The following is a 16408-nucleotide window of genomic DNA, read 5'->3' as shown; positions in this document are numbered from 1 at the left end:
CCATGACGATTTTTCGCAAGAATTCCCACCTGCTGCTGGCCCTGGCCGTGGTGCTGGTGATGCCGCTGACCATGCAATCGGGCTCGCTGGCCAGCGAGGTGCTGATCTATGGCCTGGCCGCCATGGGCTGCAACCTGCTGCTGGGCCACACCGGGCTGCTGTCCTTCGGGCAGGGCATCTTCTTCGGCCTGGGCAGCTACACCATCGCCCTCACGCTCACGCGCTGGCCCCTGCCCATGCCGCTGGCCCTGGCGCTCGCCGTGGTGATGGGCGCGCTGGGCGCGGCCATCGTGGGCTGGGTGGCCATCCGCCAGCGCGGCACCTACTTCGTGATGCTGACCCTGGCCTTCGCGCAGATGTTCTACTTTCTCGCCTACTCCATGCCTGGCATCACGGGCGGCGACAACGGGCTGATGGACATCCCGCGCCCCTCGCTGGCCGTGGGCGGCTTCACGCTGTGGCCGCTGGCCTCGCCCTGGCAGTACTACGGCTTCGTGGCCACGGTGTTCCTGGTGGCCTTCTGGCTGCTGCAGAAGGTGTCGGCCTCGGTCTTCGGGCGCACGCTGCTGGCGGTGCGCGACAACGAGGAGCGCGCGGGCGCCATCGGCTACAACCTCAAGCTGCTCAAGCTGCAGGCCTTCGTGATCTCGGGCGCGGTGACGGGCCTGGCCGGCGCGCTGCACGCCATGATGACGGGCATCGCCCCGCTGGCGAGCGCCGAGTACCACACCAGCGAGATGATCCTCGTCATGACGGTGATCGGCGGCACGGGCAACCTGCTGGCCTCGCTGCTCGGCTCGGCCTTCTACCTGCTGGTGGGCGACTGGCTGTCCACGCTGTGGCCGCGCTGGCTGCTGATCCTGGGCGTGGTGCTGATGGTGGTGAGCCTCGGCATGCAGCGCGGCCTGTGGGGCCTGGGCGAGTCGGCCTGGAACCTGCTGCGCGGCAAGGGCCGTGGCGGCAAGGCCGACGCATCTGCCACGCAAGGAGGCCACGCATGAGCACCGCAACCCCCTCCCCCATCCTGCTCGAAGCCGTGGGCGTGGAAAAACGCTACGACAAGTTCGCCGCACTGGCGGGCGTGGACCTCAAGGTGCGCGCCAACACGGTCCATTCGGTCATCGGCCCCAACGGCGCCGGCAAGACCACGCTGTTCCACATGCTCACCGGCACCAAGAACGTGAGCGGCGGGCGCATCGTGTTCGACGGGCACGACGTGACGCACGAGCCCGACCACCGCCGCGTGCAGCGCGGCATGGCGCGCTCCTTCCAGGTGACCAGCCTGTTCCTCACTCTGCCCGTGCGCGAGAACCTGCGCCTGGCCGCCCAGGGCACCGCGCCGCGCCATGCACTCAACTGCTGGCATGCGCCGCAGGGCGCGCGCTCGCAGGCCGAGGTGGTGGCCAGCGTGCTGGCGCGCCTGGGGCTGGAGCGCCATGCCGACACGCCGGTGGGCAACCTCTCGCACGGCCAGCAGCGCCGGCTGGAGGTGGGCATGGCGCTGGCCGCGCGGCCCAAGGCGATCTTCCTGGACGAGCCCACCTCGGGCATGGGCATCGACGACCTGGATGACATGAAGCGGCTGATCCAGGGACTCAAGGACGAGCACACCGTGGTACTCATCGAGCACAACATGAACATCGTGATGGACATCTCCGACACCGTGACGGTGATGCAACAGGGCCGCGTGCTGGCCGAAGGGCACCCGCACGCCATCCGCAGCGACGACCGGGTGCGCAGCGCCTACCTGGGCAACATGATCACGGGGGGCAAGGCGGCATGACGATCCTCGACATCCAGGGGCTGCACGCCCATTACGGCAAGAGCCATGTGCTGCAGGGCGTGGACCTGCGCGTGGGCGACGGCGAGCTGGTCACCCTGCTCGGGCGCAACGGCGCGGGCAAGACCACCACGCTCAAGAGCATCTGCGGCGTGGTTCCGCCCACCCAGGGCCGTGTGCGCTTCGCGGGCGACGAGGTGCAGGGCCTGGCCACGCATGCCATCGCCCAGCGCGGCGTGTGCCTGGTGCCAGAGCACCGGGGTATCTTCAAACTGCTCACGGTGGAGGAGAACCTGCTGCTGGGCCAGCGCAAGCGCTCGCCCTGGCAGTTGCCGGACATCTACCGCATCTTTCCGCGCCTCAAGGAGCGGCGCGGCAATGGCGGCGGCCAGCTCTCGGGCGGCGAGCAGCAGATGCTGGCCATCGGCCGCGCGCTGATGAATGCGCCGCGCCTGTTGATGCTGGACGAGCCCGTGGAAGGGCTTGCCCCGGTGATCGTGGAAGAGATCGTGGCGCAGCTCAAGACCATCAAGGCCGCGGGCGTGGCCATCCTGCTGGTAGAGCAGAACCTGGAGGTCTGCACCCAGCTGGCCGACCGGCATTACGTGATCGAGCAGGGCGCCATCGTGCACGAGGCGGACAACACCGCCTTCCTGGCCGACGACGCCATCAAGGACCGCTATCTGAGCGTGGGCCTGGCATAGATTTTTCAGGAATCCGACTGTGGACATGACGACGACCCCCTCCCCTGCCCTGCAACCGCGCGTGAACGGCGCGCGCCTGTGGCAATCGCTGATGGACCTGGCGCAAATCGGCGCCACGCCCAAGGGCGGCGTGTGCCGCCTGGCCCTCACCGCGCTGGACGGCGAAGGCCGCGACCTGTTCGTGCGCTGGGCGCGCGAGGCCGGCTGCAGCGTGCGAACCGACGCCATCGGCAACATCTTCGCGCGCCGCGCGGGGCGCAACGACGCCCTGCCCCCGGTGATGACCGGCAGCCACATCGATACCCAGCCCACGGGCGGCAAGTTCGACGGCAACTACGGTGTGCTTGCCGGCATCGAGGTGGTGCGCACGCTGAACGACCTGGGCATCGTGACCGAAGCCCCGATCGAGGTGGCGGTGTGGACCAATGAAGAGGGCTCGCGCTTCGTGCCGGTGATGATGGGCTCGGGCGTGTTCGCCGGCGCCTTCACGCTGGAGCACGCGCTGGCCCAGCGCGACGCGCAGGGCACCAGCGTGGCCGAGGCGCTGGCCGCCATCGGCTATGACGGCGAGCACGGGCCCACGCCGCCCGTGGGCGCGTATTTCGAGGCGCACATCGAGCAGGGCCCGGTGCTGGAGGCCAACGGCTGCGTGATCGGCGTGGTGCAGGGTGCCCTGGGCCAGCGCTGGTACGACGTGAGCGTGCAGGGCATGGAGGCCCATGCCGGCCCCACGCCCATGGCGCTGCGCCGCGATGCCCTGCTGGCCGCCAGCACGCTGGTGGCCGAGGTGAACCGCATCGCCCTGGCCCATGCACCGCATGCGCGCGGCACGGTGGGCGTGCTGGAGGTGTTCCCGAGTTCGCGCAACGTGATCCCCGGCAGCGTGCACATGACCGTGGACCTGCGCGCCGCCGACGATGCCATGCTGCTGCAGATGGATGCGGAGTTGCGCACCGCCTGCGAGCGCATCGGCACGGCCCACCGCACACCCATCGCGGTGGAGCAGGTGGTGTACTTCCCGCCGCAGCCGTTTGCGCCCGCGCTGGTCGAAGGCGTGCGCGCCGATGCCCAGGCACTGGGCTACAGCGCCATGGACGTGGTCAGCGGTGCCGGGCACGACGCCGTGTACCTGGCGCGCCTGGCGCCCACGGCCATGGTCTTCGTGCCCTGCGCCGACGGCATCAGCCACAACGAGATCGAGGACGCGGAGCCCGAGCACCTGGAGGCCGGGTGCAACGTCTTGCTGCAGGCCATGCTGCGCAGCGCCCGGGTGGTCGCCGCATGAAGATCCTCATCGCCCGCCTGAACCACGAGACCAACACCTTCTCGCCCGTGCCCACGCCCCTGGAGGCGTTTGCACCCACCTACGGCGAGGATGCCCTGCGCGACAACCTGGGCATGCGCACGGCCATGGCGGCCTTCATCGACCTGGCCCGGGGCCTGGGCGCCACGCTGGTCACGCCGGTGTCGGCCATGTCTAACCCCAGCGGCAAGGTGCACGCCGCGGCCTACGAAGAACTGACCCGCCGCATCGTGGAGGCAGCGCCGGGCTGCGACGCCATCCTGCTGGACCTGCATGGCGCCATGGTGGCCGAGAACAGCCCCGACGGCGAAGGCGACCTGCTCGCGCGCGTGCGCGCAGCGGCGCCCGGCGTGCCCATCGGCGTGGCGCTGGACCTGCACGGCAACATCACGCCCAAGATGGTCGCCAACGCGGATGTGATGGTCGGCTTCAAGACCTACCCGCACATCGACATGTACGAGACCGGCGAGCACGCGGGCCGCCTGCTGCTGGCCATGCTGCAGGGCCAGGCGCGCTACAGCGTGCGCTGGCACCAGTTGCCCATGATGGGCCACACCCTGCGCAGCACCACGCTGCAGGGCGCCATGCTGCGCGCGGTGGACGCCGCCCGCGCTGCCGAGGCCGACGGCGTGCCGGCCGTGTCGGTGTTCGCGGGGTTCTCGCTGGCCGACATCGAGGCGCCGTTCATGAGCGTGGTGGTCACCGGCCTTGCCGATGCACCCGAAGCAGCCCAGGCCGTGGCCGACCGCATCGCGGCCGCCATCTGGCAGGAGCGCACCGAGTTCGTCTACGACAGCGAGCCCCTGGCGCAGTCGCTGCAGCGCGCACAGACCCTGGCGCAAGGCGCCGAGCGCCCGGTGCTGCTGCTGGACCACAGCGACAACTGCATGTCCGGCGGCACCTGCGACTCCATGGATGTCTTGCAGGCCGCGCTCGCCGAGGGCCTGTCGGACATCGCCGTGGGCCCGCTGTGCGACCCCGAGGCCGTGGCCGAACTCGTGGCGGCCGGCGTGGGCGCGCAGTGCACCGTGCGCCTGGGCAACAAGGTGCCGCTCACCCAGCTCAACGTCTCCAAGGAGCCCGTGGCGCTCAGCGGCACGGTGCGCGCCATCAGCGACGGCGAGTACACCGTGACCGGCCCCATCTACACCGGCGCGCGCTGCGCCATGGGCCGCACCGTGCTGTTCGACACCGGCCGCGCCCTCATCGTGGTGACCGAGAAGACGCACGAACCCTGGGACCTGGGGGTGTTCTCGTGCGTGGGGGTGGACCCCACGGCGCACCGCTTCGTGCTGCTCAAGTCGCGCATGTACTGCCGCCCGGTGTTCGTGCCGCTGTCGCATGCGCTGGTCGAATGCGACAGCCCTACCGGCGTGACCAGTTCCAACTATGCGCTGTTTCCGTTCAAGCACGTGCGCCGGCCGGTGTTTCCGCTCGACGCTGTCTGACCTTCCATCGCGCAGGAGGCCCTCAGAACCCGCATCACCAGCAAGCGCAAGCCGACGCAACTGGCGCGCCCGACGCCAGTGCCCCCGCGCAAGGGCCGCCCCGCCGCGCTGGGGGCGTCCCCCTTCCCAAATCGGGCAGCGATTTGAGAGAAAGAGGGATGACGCGAAGCGACTCAGGGGGTTAGTTCACCTTGATCAGACGCCAGTCGATGCGGTTGTCGGGGCGTTGCACCAGCTCGACATTTTTCTTCATCGCCCAGGCCAGCATCTGGTTGTGCAGGGGGATGTTGGCCACGGTGTCGTTCTGCAGCTGCAGGCCTTCGGTCAGCAGGCGGTTGCGTACGGGCTGGTCGGTCTCGGTCTTCACGCGGTCCACGATGTAGTCCATGCGTTCGTTGCTGTAGCGGCCCAGGTTGTAGTTGCCATCGCCGCCCGTGGTCTTGGTGCGGGTGAGCGATTGCAGGGTGTACAGCGCGTCGAAGGTCGGCACGCCCCAGCTGAGCAGGGTGATGCTGGCCTCGTGCCGCTGGGCCATGGGGTAGTAGGTGATGGAGGGCATCGTGCGCAGCTTGGCCTTCACGCCCACGCGCGCCCACATCGAGGTGATGGCCTGGCACAGGTTCTCGTCCTGGATGATGGAGTTGTTGCTGCAGGCGAAATCGACCTCGAAGCCGTCCTTGTAGCCCGCATCGGCCAGCAGCGCCCTGGCCGCGTTGGTGTCGTAGGGCAGGCGCTTGTCCACCGCCTCCGTCCAGCCGTTGACCAGGGGCGAGACGATGGCGCCCGTGGGCTTGGACATGCCGCGCATGGTCACGCGCTGCAGCGTGGCCACGTCGATGGCCTGGTACAGCGCCTTGCGCACGCGCAGGTCCTTGAGCGGGTTCTTGCCCTTGACGCTGCTGCCCGGCAGCTCGTCGCGGAACTGGTCCAGGGCCAGGTAGATGGTGCGGTTCTCGACCATCTCCATCACCTTGATGTTCGGGTTGGCCTTGAGGCGCTCCAGGTCCTGCAGGCTGGTGTCGCGCACCATGTCGACCTCGCCCGAGAGCAGGGCCGCGACGCGCGTGGCCTCGGACTTGATGGGTGTGTAGACGATCTCGGTGACGTTGCCCTCGGTCTTGCCCGCGTTCCACCACTGCGGGTTGACGACAAACACCAGCTTCTGGTCGGGCACCCATTCCTTGAGCACGAAGGGCCCGGTGCCCATGGCATTGCGGTGCGAGAAGGTCTCGTCCTTGGACTTGATGTCCTTGGGCTCCACGGCGTTGTTCTTCTCCGACCAGGCCTTGCTCATCACGCGCAGCTCGGTCAGCTGGTTGAGCAGCACCGGGTTGGGGTTCTTCAGAAAGATGTCGATGGTCTCGCCGTCCACCTTGGCGATGCGGTCCATGCCCTGGGTGTAGATGGCGTAGGTGGAGCTCTTGCTCATGGCGCGCTGCAGCGAGAACACCACGTCATCGGCCGTCATGGCGGAGCCGTCGCTGAACTTTACGCCCTGGCGCAGCTTCACGCGCAGTTGCGTGGGGCTGACCTGCTGCCACGAGGTGGCCAACAGCGGCTCGACCTTGAGCGTGCGGCTGTTGAACATCACCAGCGACTCGTACACCGCCGCATGGATGCCATTGCCCAGGGCACTGTTCTGCGAGTGGATGTCCATGGACTGGATGTCGGTGGACCCGGCCCAGCGGAACGTCTTGGCGTGCGCGCCCGGCATCGCGGCCACCCACGCCGCCATGGCCAGCGCGGGCACGAGCCAGCGGCGGCCTAGCCTTGCGGTGCCGGCCCCGCGGGGCGCGGCGGGCTGCGGGTGCGCAGGGTGCCGCGCCACTGCGGCAACGCGGGACACAACAGTGCGCGGAGACAGGTGAGGAAGGAAGCTCTGGAACCTACGGGGCATATGTTTTCCTTTGCAGGGATGGAAGCCGCAATATGCCGCAGCGGACCGCCAAACCTATTGCGCGTTTTCCACGACATCCACCCCTCTGCGCACGGTCCCCGGGGCGCAGAGGGAGCCCCGGGCGTCCAGGCGACCGGCCAGCTGCCGGTACTGGCTGGGGCTGACGCCACAGGCACGCTGCCAGCCATGCACGAAGTGCGCGGAGTCGAAGAACCCCGCGGCATGCGCGATGCCCGTCAGGCTGGCCGTGCCGCCAAGCAGGGCCTGCTGCGCGTGCTCGATGCGGGCGGCCTGGCGCAGCGTGGCAAAGCCCAGGCCGTGCCGGGCCAGATCGCGTTGCAGCTGGCGCGCGCTGCGACCCAGGCGGCGGGCGGCGTCGGGCAGGGCCAGGGCAGGCTCCTCGCGCCACCAGGCCAGCAGGTCCAGCACCTCGTTCGCGCACCCCAGCCGCCGCGCCAGGGACTGCAGCGTGCGCGGCGCATCCGCCGGGCTGCCGCTGGTGCCGCCGCGCGCCAGCACGCTCACGCACGAGGCGGCAATGCCCGCGCGGATGTCCGCACTTCGCTGCGCCGCGGCACGCAGGGCGCGGTCCGGCAGCATGGGGGATTCCCGCCGCAGCGCGCCCTGGCCATCGAGCTGCGTGTTGACGCCCAGGGGCGCCATCCGGTTGTAGGCGTTCCAGCGGTCCACGAACGCAGAGGGCCCACGGCCCACGGCGGCCGAGGGCGCCAGGAGCGCCTGCACCGGGTTCAGGTCCAGCGCACACAGCAGCGCAAGGCGCGCCTCCCGCCGGGCCTCTTGCCCGCGCGCCTGCGGGCCGCCGCGCAGCACCTGCGCCACATATGCCTGGTGGGTGACGAAGCCCTGCACCTGCGTGCGCACGGCCCGCGCGAGCAGCGCGTGGGGGCGTTCGTCGATATCGCCCAGGCAGGCGGGCAGCAGGTGGTAGCAAAAAAGCGCGGCCATGGCGCTTTTATACAAGCTGGCGCGGCCCGGCCCAGGGACGATGGCCCTCTCCTTCATTCCCTGTGCAAACACACCATGCAACGACGAGATCTTCTGGGCCTGATGGGCCTGACCGCACTGGGCGCCCCCCTGCGCCCCGCTTTCGCCCGCGGCGCCACCCATGGCCTGCTGGCGCTCGATGCCACGGCCCAGACAGCGCTGGTGCGGGCGGGCCATCTGCAACCCGCGCAGCTGGTGCAGGCCAGCCTGGCGCGCGTGACGGACGTCAACCCCAGGCTGCAGGCGCTGGTGGAACTCTGCCCCGACCGGGCCCGCGGCCAGTGGCAGGGGCAGCCCTCCCCCGGGCCCTTCTGGGGCGTGCCGTTTGCCTACAAGGACGCGGTCGACCTGCAAGGCACGCACCGGCGCAGCGGCTCGCGCCTGCAGGCGGACGCGGCACTTTCCAGCGCCTCGTCGCCGCTGGTGGCGCGCTGCGAAGCCAGCGGGCTGATCGCCATCGGCAAGACGGCAACGCCCGAGTTCCAGCTCAGCGCCACCACCGAACCCCTGCTTGGCGGCCCGGTCCGCAATCCCTGGAACCCGCTGCACTCCCCGGGTGGTTCCTCGGGCGGCGCTGCGGCGGCCGTGGCCGCGGGCATGCTGCCCATGGCGCACGCGACGGATGGCGGTGGCTCGATCCGCATCCCCGCCTCGTGCTGCGGGCTGTTCGGGCTCAAGCCCAGCCGCTCGCGCATGCAGGGCTCCGGCCCGCGCGATGCCGGTGTCGACCACGCGGTGAGCCGCACGGTGCGCGACAGCGCCACGCTGTTCTGGTGGAACCAGCGCGGCGATGGCGCCGCGCCGCTGCCGCCCATGCCCGCGGTGCACGGGCCCTCGGCCCGGCGCCTGCGCATTGGCTTCCCGCCGCAGAACCTCTTTGGCGAGATGCCGGACCCCGCGGTGCTGCAGGAAGTCACCCGCGTCGCGCGGCTGTGCGAACGGCTTGGGCACCAGGTGCTGCCCTTTGCGCACGGCATCGACGGCGAGCGGTTCTTCGATGCCTTCATGGTGGCCTGGAGCGGCGGCGCCGAGCGGGCGCTGCAGCAGGCCGAGGGCACGGGCCGCCCGCCCGACACGCTGCTGGAGCCCTGGACCCTGCACCTGGCACGGCACGCGCGCGCGCTCCCCGCCGGCGCGGCGGCACGCGCCGGCGCGCACTTTGCCGCCGTGGGCGCGCAGGTGAATGCCTGGTTCGACGCCGTGGATGTCGTGCTCAGCCCGGTGGCCGCCAGCGAGCCGCCACCGCTGGGGTGGCTTGCCCCCACCGTGCCCGGCGCCACGCTGTGGGCCCGGCTGATGCGCTATGCGTCGTACACGCCGCTGCACAACGTGGCGGGCACGCCGGCGATGTCGGTCCCGCTGGGGCTGAGCGCGCGCGGCCTGCCCATCGGCAGCCATTTCGCGGCGCGGGTCGGCGACGAGCAGACGCTGTTCGCACTGGCCTATGAACTGGAACAGGCCGACCCCTGGTCGCACCGGGTCCCACCGCTGTGAATGAAGCCCCGTCAGGGGCGCGCGGGCGCGAGCGGGTAGCGCGCGCCCGCGCGCGCCGTGCCCACCTGCAGCAGGTTGATGACACCCATCACGTCATCCACCAGCCCCACGGCTTTCTCCAGCGCCTGCGACTGCGCCTCGGACTGCACGCAGCCCATCAGCGTGACCAGCCGCCGCTCGCCCAGCACCCAGACGCTGGTGTCGTCGAAGCGCCCCTCCTCGCGGATATAGCGCTGCACGCGCGGGATGAGCTCCGCGTCGTACAGGTAGGAATTGGGCAGCCGGCAGCGCCCCACGCGGTGGCAGCTGCCGCCATGCTGCGAGCGCGTGTGCGCCAGCTCGCGCACCTCGGCGTCGGTGTAGAGCGGGCCCTCGGGCACGGGGCATTGCGGGATGGCGCTGGTGACCTGGACGAAGGGGTCGTTGAAGGCATTGGTGCGGGGGGCGGGGCTGCCGTCCTGGGCAACGGCCAGGGCAGCCACCCCCAACCACAGCAGGAAGAACTGGAAGAACACACAAACACGGCGCATGCATTGCTCCTTGGTGGACGGCAGGCACCCACGCTGCCTACAACGCGATCTGGTATCGCGCAAATTCCCTGCGGCCTTTCAGCACACAGTCGTACAGGGTAAAACCAAAGCCCTCATAGAGTGCGCGCAGCGGCTGCCGATCGGCCACGCAGTCCAGCCGCAGGTAACGCACACCCAGGCTGCGGGCGTGCTCGCGCCCGAACGCCAGCAGCGCGGCAGACACCCCCTGCCCCGCCCATGCCCGCCGCACGGCCAGCTTGTGCAGGAAGGCGGAGGTGCCTGGTTCCGCATCCGGCCAGAAAGTGGGGTCTTCGCGCTGCCAGCGCACCACGCCCGCCACGTCATCGCCCACCCTGGCCACCAGGAAGTGGCCGGTATCCACATCCTGCTGCACACGTTCCTCGCTGAAATCGGACACGGCCCACAGCGGCATCTGGCGGTCTACCAGCCACTGCGCGGCCTCGTGCAGCACCGCCGCGATGGCGGCGGCGTCTGACGGGCGGGCGATTTCTGTGTGCATACGAAAGCGGTATTGGCCTGCAGACAGGGGAGGTCCACGCAGGATGATGGGATGGCGCAACGAACTATCCGCCTGCACAGCAGGCAGGTTGCAGTTTACTCATTTTTTGATAGCTATTGGCGCTTGATGGATAAGCGCTGGAAGTCATTTTTATCTAAATTTTAGGGACAAAACCTCTTTCTGCAATCCCCAGCCCGCCCCCCGGATGGGGCGTGCCCCCTACGATGCCCTGACCGTGCCCCCCAGCGACCTCATCGTCCACCGCCCCGAAGGCCTGTACTGCCCGGCCGGGGATTTCTACATCGACCCCTGGCGGCCGGTCAGCCGGGCCGTGATCACGCATGCGCATTCGGACCATGCGCGCATGGGCTCGGCCCACTACCTGGCGCACCAGGACAGCGAAGGCACGCTGCGCAACCGACTCGGAGCCGATATCGATCTGCAGACGCTGGCCTATGGCGACACCATCGACCACCACGGCGTGCGCCTGTCACTGCACCCGGCGGGGCATGTGCTGGGATCGGCCCAGGTGCGGGTGGAACATGGCGGCCAGGTGTGGGTGGCCTCGGGCGACTACAAGCTCGAGGACGACGGCACCTGCCCGCCCTTCGAGCCGGTGCGCTGCCATACCTTCATCACCGAATCGACCTTCGGCCTGCCCATCTACCGCTGGCCTTATCAGCCCGCGCTGTTCGCCGACATCAATGCCTGGTGGGCCGCGAATGCGGCGGCGGGCAAGGCCAGCGTGCTGTATGCCTACGCCTTTGGCAAGGCGCAGCGCCTGCTGCACGGGGTGGATGCGGGCATCGGCCCCATCGTCGTGCACGGCGCGGTGGAGCCGATCAACGCCGTGTACCGCGCGGCGGGCGTGGCGCTGCCGCCCACCCTGCGCGTGACGGACCCGGGCGCCACCAAGGCCGAGCTGCGCCGCGCGCTGGTGCTGGCACCGCCCTCGGCGGCGGGCACGCCCTGGCTCAAGCGCTTTGGCGAGCATTCCGATGCCTTTGCCAGCGGCTGGATGCTGGTGCGCGGCGCGCGCCGGCGCCGCGGTGTGGACCGGGGCTTCGTGATGAGCGACCACGCGGACTGGCCCAGCCTGCAGAAGGCCATAGCCGCCACGGGGGCCGAGCGCATCATCGTGACCCATGGCAGCACCGAGGTCATGGCGCGCTGGCTGTGCCAGCAGGGACTGGATGCGCAGGTGTTCGCCACCGAGTACGGCGCCGACGACAACGAGGACGACGCAGGGGCTGCTGCGCCGCCACCGCAGGCCGATGCACCGGCGCCGGAGGCCGCGGCACCATGAAGGCCTTTGCCGAACTGTTCCATGCTCTGGACTCCACCACCGGGCAGTCGGCCAAGCTGGCCGCGCTGGTGGCCTACCTGCGCGCGGCACCAGCGGCCGATGCGGCCTGGGCCACCTACTTCCTCGCGGGCGGCAAGCCGCGCCAGATGGTGCCCACCAAGCGCCTGAAGGCCCTGGCGCAGGAGGCCGCCGGCCTGCCCGAATGGCTGTTCGAGGAAAGCTACCAGGCCGTGGGCGACCTGGCCGAAACCCTGGCCCTGCTGCTGCCACCGCCCGTGCAGCCGGTGGACCTGCCGCTGGCCGAGTGGATGGCCCGGCTGCTGCCCCTGCGCGCCCTGCCCCCCGAGGAGGCCGATGCCCGCCTGCGCGCGCAGTGGGACATGCTGGCGCCGGAGCAGCGCTTCGTGTACTTCAAGCTCATCACCGGCAACTTCCGCGTGGGGGTGTCGCGCCTGCAGGTCACGCAGGCACTCGCCACGGTGAGCGCGCTGGACCCCAAGCGCATCGCGCACCGGCTCATGGGCTACACACAGATCGGCCGGCAGCCGCAGGCGGGCGACTACAGCGCGCTGGTGGCCCCCGTGGACGAGGGTAAAGACGGCGCCGCCAGCACGGGCAGCGACACGGCCATGGCAGGCCAGCCCTACCCCTTCTTCCTGGCCCACCCGTTCAGCCAGCCCCTGGCCGAGATGCCCGCGCTGCTGGGCGCGCCCGAAGACTGGCTGGTGGAATGGAAGTGGGACGGAATCCGCGCGCAGATCGTGCGCCGGCGCGGCGCGGTGTGGGTCTGGTCGCGCGGCGAGGAGCTGGTGACCGACCGCTTTCCCGAACTGGCCGATGCCGCGATGGCGGCACTGCCCGACGGCACGGTGGTCGATGGCGAAATCCTCGTATGGCTGCCCGGCGAGCCCCAGCCGCGCCCCTTTGCCGACCTGCAAAAGCGCCTCGGCCGCAAGACACTGACGCCCAAGCTGCTGCGCGAACTGCCCGTGGTGCTGGTGACCTATGACCTGCTCGAACATGCGGGCCAGGACCTGCGCCAGCAGCCCCAGCAGGCCCGCCGCGCACTGCTGGAGACAGTGCTGCAGCCACCCGACGCCATCGCAGAGCCCGCAGCCCCACCCGCACTGCGCCTGAGCGCCCTGCTGCACGGCGCCGACTGGCCGGACCTCGCGCGCCAGCGCGAGGCCGCCCGAGCCATGGGCACCGAGGGCTTCATGCTCAAGCACCGCCAGGCGCACTACGGCGTGGGCCGCACCAAGGACGTGGGCGTGTGGTGGAAGTGGAAGATCGACCCCATGAGCGTGGACGCCGTGCTGATCTACGCCCAGCGCGGCCACGGCCGGCGTGCCAGCCTGTACACCGACTACACCTTTGCCGTGTGGACCGGGCCGCAGGACGACCCCGACCGGCAGCTCGTGCCCTTCGCCAAGGCCTATTCGGGCCTGACGGATGCGGAGATCGCGCAGGTGGACGCCATCGTCCGCAAGACCACGCGCGAGAGCTTCGGGCCCGTGCGCAGCGTGGATGCGACCATGGTCTTCGAGCTCGGCTTCGAGGGCATCGGCAGGAGCCCGCGGCACAAGAGCGGCATCGCCGTGCGCTTTCCACGGATGCTGCGCTGGCGCCAGGACAAGACGGTGGCCGAGGCCGATACCCTGCAGACCCTGATGGCCCTGCTGCCGGGGCAGGACGCTGCCGCATGAGCACGGCGCGCCGTCCGCGCAAGCCGCTGCCCACCGTGGCCGCGAGCGCGGCCGCAGGCTGGATGGCCACGCGCGGCTGGCAGCCCTTCGGCTTCCAGCAGGAGGTGTGGCGCGCCATGGGCGAGGGCCGCTCGGGCCTGCTGCACGCCACCACCGGCGCGGGCAAGACCTATGCCGTGTGGCTGGGTGCGCTGCAGCACCTGGCGCTGGCAGGCGCGCCCGTGGCACCCACGGCGGACGCCAGTGCGCGCACGGCCCTGCGCACACGCCGCGCGGCGGCGCCGCCGCTCACGGTGCTGTGGATCACCCCCATGCGCGCCCTGGCCGCCGACACGCTGCGTGCGCTGGTAGAGCCCCTGCCCGACCTGGCGCCGGACTGGTCCAGCGGCCTGCGCACCGGCGACACCGCCAGTGGCGAGCGCGCCGCGCAGGACCGCCGCCTGCCCACGCTGCTGGTGACCACGCCCGAGAGCGTCTCGCTGCTGCTGGCGCGGGCCGATGCGCACGAGCGCCTGCGCCACGTGCGGCTGGTGGTGGTGGACGAGTGGCACGAGCTGGTGGGCAACAAGCGCGGCGTGCAGGCGCAGCTGGCGCTGGCGCGCCTGTCGGGCTGGAACCCTGCGCTGCAGGTGTGGGGCATGTCGGCCACGCTGGGCAACCTGCAGGAGGCGCTGGATACGCTGCTGCCCCGCCCGGTCCACGATGCCCCCGCAGTGCCGCCCGCCGTGCTGGTACAGGGCCGCATCGACAAGGCGCTGCAGGTCGACGTGATGCTGCCGGCCAAGGTGGACCGCTTTGCCTGGGCCGGCCACATGGGCCTGGCGCTGCTGCCGCAGGTGGTGCAGTCCATCGAGGCCTGTACGTCCACCCTGGTCTTCACCAACACCCGTTCGCAGGCCGAGCGCTGGTACCAGGCGCTGCTGGAGGCGCGGCCCGACTGGGCGGGCACCATCGCGCTGCACCACGGATCGCTGGGCCAGGAGGTGCGCGCCTGGGTGGAGAACGGGCTCAAGGCCGGCCTGCTCAAGGCCGTGGTCTGCACGTCGAGCCTGGACCTGGGCGTGGACTTTCTGCCCGTAGAGCAGGTGCTGCAGATCGGCTCGGCCAAGGGCGTGGGGCGACTGGTGCAGCGCGCGGGCCGCTCGGGCCACGCGCCGGGGCGCACGTCGAGCATCACGCTGGTGCCCACGCACAGCCTGGAGCTGGTGGAGGCCGCCGCCGCGCGCCACGCGCTGGCGCTGGGCCGCATCGAAGACCGGCACACGCCGCGCGCGCCACTCGACGTGCTGGTGCAGCACCTGGTCACCATTGCCCTGGGCGGCGGCTTCGTGCCTGCCGAGCTGCTGGCCGAAGTGCGCCGCGCGCCGGCCTATGCGGCACTGGCCGACAACGACTGGCAATGGGCCTTGCAGTTCGTGCGCCAGGGCGGCGCCTCGCTGGCCATCTACCCCGACTTCCAGCGCGCCGTGCCCGACGAGGAAGGGGTGTGGCGCGTGCCCGATGCGCGGCTGGCGCGCCGCCACCGCAGCAACATCGGCACCATCGTGAGCGACGCCAGCATGCAGGTGCAGTTCGTGAGCGGCGGGCGGCTGGGGTCGGTGGAAGAGAGCTTCATCGCGCGGCTGCGCAAGGGCGACGTGTTCATGTTCGCGGGCCGCCTGCTGGAGCTGGTGCGCACCCAGCAGATGACCGCTTACGTGCGCGTGGCGCCCAAGGACAGCGCCGCGTTGCCGCGCTGGAACGGCGGGCGCATGCCGCTGTCGAACACGCTGGCCGACGCCATGCTGGAGATGCTGGAGCAGGCCGAGCGCGGCGTCTACGCCTCGCCCGAGATGTTGTGCGCCCAGCCGCTGCTCGCGCTGCAGCACGCCTGGTCGGCCCTGCCCACGCCCGGCCGCCTGGTGGCCGAAACCCTGCACACCCGCGAGGGCTGGCACCTGTACCTGTACCCGCTGGCCGGCCGCCTGGTGCACCTGGGCCTGGCCGGGCTGCTGGCCTGGCGCGCGTCGCAGCAGGTGGCCAACACCTTCTCCATCGCGGTCAACGACTATGGGCTGGAGCTGCTGTCCGCCAAGCCCGTGGACTGGGCCGCGCTGCTGCCGCGCCTGATCGGCGAGGGCACGCACACCACCATCGGCAGCGGGCTGGAGGACGAAGTGCTGGCCAGCCTGAACGCGACCGAGATGGCACGCCGGCGCTTTCGCGAGATCGCGCGCATCGCCGGCCTCATCTTCCAGAGCCACCCGGGCGAGCAGCGCAGCAGCCGCCAGCTGCAGGCATCGTCCTCGCTGTACTACGACGTGTTCGCCCAGTACGACCCGGACAACTTGCTGCTGGCCCAGGCCCGCGCCGAGCTGCTGGCCAACGAGCTGGACATGGAGCGCCTGGCCCGCACCCTGCGCGGCATGCAGGCGCAGACCCTGTCCATCCATGCCCTCACGCGCCCCACCCCATTCGCTCTGCCGCTGATGGTGGAGCGCTTTCGCGAGCGCCTGAGCACCGAAACGCTGGCCGACCGCCTGGCGCGCATGGTGCAGGCGCTGGAGAAGGCCGACGACGACACCACCGGCACCCACCACGCCGACCATCCCGTGGCCCCGGCCGACATGGCCTGGGACGTGCCCGACGGGGCCACCGCGTCGCCCCGGCGCGCGCGCCGAGGCGATGCCGGCGACACGCCCCGCCGACCGAGAAGGCGCCATGGATTCTGAGCAC

Annotated in this window: 13 protein-coding genes; 9 read left to right on the top strand and 4 right to left on the bottom strand. The window is 70.6% G+C overall.

The genetic code is table 11. The features are described from left to right. Positions 1-2 precede the first annotated feature (2 nt). From AC1RCS_RS18815 to AC1RCS_RS18795, 5 genes are read left to right on the top strand one after another with little or no spacing between them, the layout of a single operon-like run. Positions 3-1001, top strand: coding sequence for a branched-chain amino acid ABC transporter permease (locus tag AC1RCS_RS18815; RefSeq protein ID WP_218339247.1), 999 nt, complete (start codon positions 3-5; stop codon positions 999-1001). Then, the gene (locus AC1RCS_RS18810; RefSeq protein ID WP_218296464.1) at positions 998-1783 is read left to right on the top strand and encodes an ABC transporter ATP-binding protein; all 786 of its coding nucleotides are present in this window, start codon (positions 998-1000) and stop codon (positions 1781-1783) included. The genes AC1RCS_RS18815 and AC1RCS_RS18810 overlap by 4 nt, the downstream gene beginning before the upstream one ends. Further along, positions 1780-2484: an ABC transporter ATP-binding protein gene (locus tag AC1RCS_RS18805; RefSeq protein ID WP_492246172.1), complete on the top strand. Its 705-nt coding sequence runs from the start codon at positions 1780-1782 to the stop codon at positions 2482-2484. Before AC1RCS_RS18810 ends, AC1RCS_RS18805 begins: the two co-directional genes overlap by 4 nt. A gap of 25 nt (positions 2485-2509) precedes the next feature. Beyond that, positions 2510-3769 carry a Zn-dependent hydrolase gene (locus AC1RCS_RS18800; protein WP_492246171.1) on the top strand — a complete coding sequence of 420 codons (1260 nt, stop codon included), beginning with the start codon at positions 2510-2512 and terminating at the stop codon, positions 3767-3769. Beyond that, a complete protein-coding gene (locus tag AC1RCS_RS18795; RefSeq protein ID WP_492246170.1) occupies positions 3766-5235 on the top strand; it encodes a M81 family metallopeptidase in 1470 nt (489 codons plus the stop codon). The genes AC1RCS_RS18800 and AC1RCS_RS18795 overlap by 4 nt, the downstream gene beginning before the upstream one ends. A 181-nt stretch (positions 5236-5416) precedes the next feature. On the opposite strand, the gene AC1RCS_RS18790 is transcribed toward AC1RCS_RS18795, so the two are convergent. Further along, complete coding sequence (locus AC1RCS_RS18790; RefSeq protein ID WP_492246191.1) at positions 5417-6970, bottom strand: ABC transporter substrate-binding protein; 1554 nt, start codon at positions 6968-6970, stop codon at positions 5417-5419. Positions 6971-7186: 216 nt separating this feature from the next. Then, positions 7187-8098: a helix-turn-helix transcriptional regulator gene (locus AC1RCS_RS18785; RefSeq protein ID WP_369640995.1), complete on the bottom strand. Its 912-nt coding sequence runs from the start codon at positions 8096-8098 to the stop codon at positions 7187-7189. Positions 8099-8173: 75 nt separating this feature from the next. Between AC1RCS_RS18785 and AC1RCS_RS18780 the strand changes: the two genes are divergently transcribed. Then, positions 8174-9631, top strand: coding sequence for an amidase family protein (locus AC1RCS_RS18780; protein WP_492246169.1), 1458 nt, complete (start codon positions 8174-8176; stop codon positions 9629-9631). An 11-nt stretch (positions 9632-9642) separates the two neighbouring features. Here AC1RCS_RS18780 and AC1RCS_RS18775 read toward each other — a convergent pair whose 3' ends face one another. Together AC1RCS_RS18775 and AC1RCS_RS18770 are read right to left on the bottom strand one after the other, a co-directional pair. Then, positions 9643-10161 (bottom strand): BON domain-containing protein, encoded by a 519-nt coding sequence (locus tag AC1RCS_RS18775; RefSeq protein WP_218296458.1) that lies wholly within the window; start codon positions 10159-10161, stop codon positions 9643-9645. Positions 10162-10198: 37 nt separating this feature from the next. Then, entirely contained in the window at positions 10199-10681 is a 483-nt protein-coding gene (locus tag AC1RCS_RS18770) for a GNAT family N-acetyltransferase (RefSeq protein WP_057271147.1), read from the bottom strand. Between the two features lie 205 nt (positions 10682-10886). On the opposite strand from AC1RCS_RS18770, the gene AC1RCS_RS18765 reads away from it, so the two are divergent. From AC1RCS_RS18765 to AC1RCS_RS18755, 3 genes are read left to right on the top strand one after another with little or no spacing between them, the layout of a single operon-like run. After that, the gene (locus AC1RCS_RS18765) at positions 10887-11987 is read left to right on the top strand and encodes a ligase-associated DNA damage response exonuclease (RefSeq protein WP_492246168.1); all 1101 of its coding nucleotides are present in this window, start codon (positions 10887-10889) and stop codon (positions 11985-11987) included. Then, positions 11984-13693 carry an ATP-dependent DNA ligase gene (locus tag AC1RCS_RS18760; RefSeq protein WP_492246167.1) on the top strand — a complete coding sequence of 570 codons (1710 nt, stop codon included), beginning with the start codon at positions 11984-11986 and terminating at the stop codon, positions 13691-13693. Before AC1RCS_RS18765 ends, AC1RCS_RS18760 begins: the two co-directional genes overlap by 4 nt. Next, positions 13690-16404, top strand: a complete 2715-nt coding sequence (locus tag AC1RCS_RS18755) for a ligase-associated DNA damage response DEXH box helicase (RefSeq protein WP_492246166.1) — start codon at positions 13690-13692, stop codon at positions 16402-16404. The genes AC1RCS_RS18760 and AC1RCS_RS18755 overlap by 4 nt, the downstream gene beginning before the upstream one ends. The last annotated feature ends 4 nt before the right edge of the window (positions 16405-16408 follow it).

It is taken from the genome of Acidovorax sp. GW823-FHT01C06 (genome assembly GCF_058798375.1).
Note: the sequence above shows the minus strand (reverse complement) of the source record. Positions and strands in the feature narration are given on the sequence as shown.

What these genes read in the sequence shown, in the direction of transcription:
- AC1RCS_RS18815 (WP_218339247.1), top strand. Translation starts at nt 3, where the DNA reads ATGACGATTTTTCGCAAGAATTCCCACCTGCTGCTGGCCCTGGCCGTG.
- AC1RCS_RS18760 (WP_492246167.1), top strand. Translation starts at nt 11,984, where the DNA reads ATGAAGGCCTTTGCCGAACTGTTCCATGCTCTGGACTCCACCACCGGG.
- AC1RCS_RS18800 (WP_492246171.1), top strand. Translation starts at nt 2,510, where the DNA reads ATGACGACGACCCCCTCCCCTGCCCTGCAACCGCGCGTGAACGGCGCG.
- AC1RCS_RS18790 (WP_492246191.1), bottom strand. Translation starts at nt 6,970, where the DNA reads ATGGCGGCGTGGGTGGCCGCGATGCCGGGCGCGCACGCCAAGACGTTC.
- AC1RCS_RS18775 (WP_218296458.1), bottom strand. Translation starts at nt 10,161, where the DNA reads ATGCGCCGTGTTTGTGTGTTCTTCCAGTTCTTCCTGCTGTGGTTGGGG.
- AC1RCS_RS18795 (WP_492246170.1), top strand. Translation starts at nt 3,766, where the DNA reads ATGAAGATCCTCATCGCCCGCCTGAACCACGAGACCAACACCTTCTCG.
- AC1RCS_RS18770 (WP_057271147.1), bottom strand. Translation starts at nt 10,681, where the DNA reads ATGCACACAGAAATCGCCCGCCCGTCAGACGCCGCCGCCATCGCGGCG.
- AC1RCS_RS18805 (WP_492246172.1), top strand. Translation starts at nt 1,780, where the DNA reads ATGACGATCCTCGACATCCAGGGGCTGCACGCCCATTACGGCAAGAGC.
- AC1RCS_RS18810 (WP_218296464.1), top strand. Translation starts at nt 998, where the DNA reads ATGAGCACCGCAACCCCCTCCCCCATCCTGCTCGAAGCCGTGGGCGTG.
- AC1RCS_RS18765 (WP_492246168.1), top strand. Translation starts at nt 10,887, where the DNA reads ATGGGGCGTGCCCCCTACGATGCCCTGACCGTGCCCCCCAGCGACCTC.
- AC1RCS_RS18755 (WP_492246166.1), top strand. Translation starts at nt 13,690, where the DNA reads ATGAGCACGGCGCGCCGTCCGCGCAAGCCGCTGCCCACCGTGGCCGCG.
- AC1RCS_RS18785 (WP_369640995.1), bottom strand. Translation starts at nt 8,098, where the DNA reads ATGGCCGCGCTTTTTTGCTACCACCTGCTGCCCGCCTGCCTGGGCGAT.
- AC1RCS_RS18780 (WP_492246169.1), top strand. Translation starts at nt 8,174, where the DNA reads ATGCAACGACGAGATCTTCTGGGCCTGATGGGCCTGACCGCACTGGGC.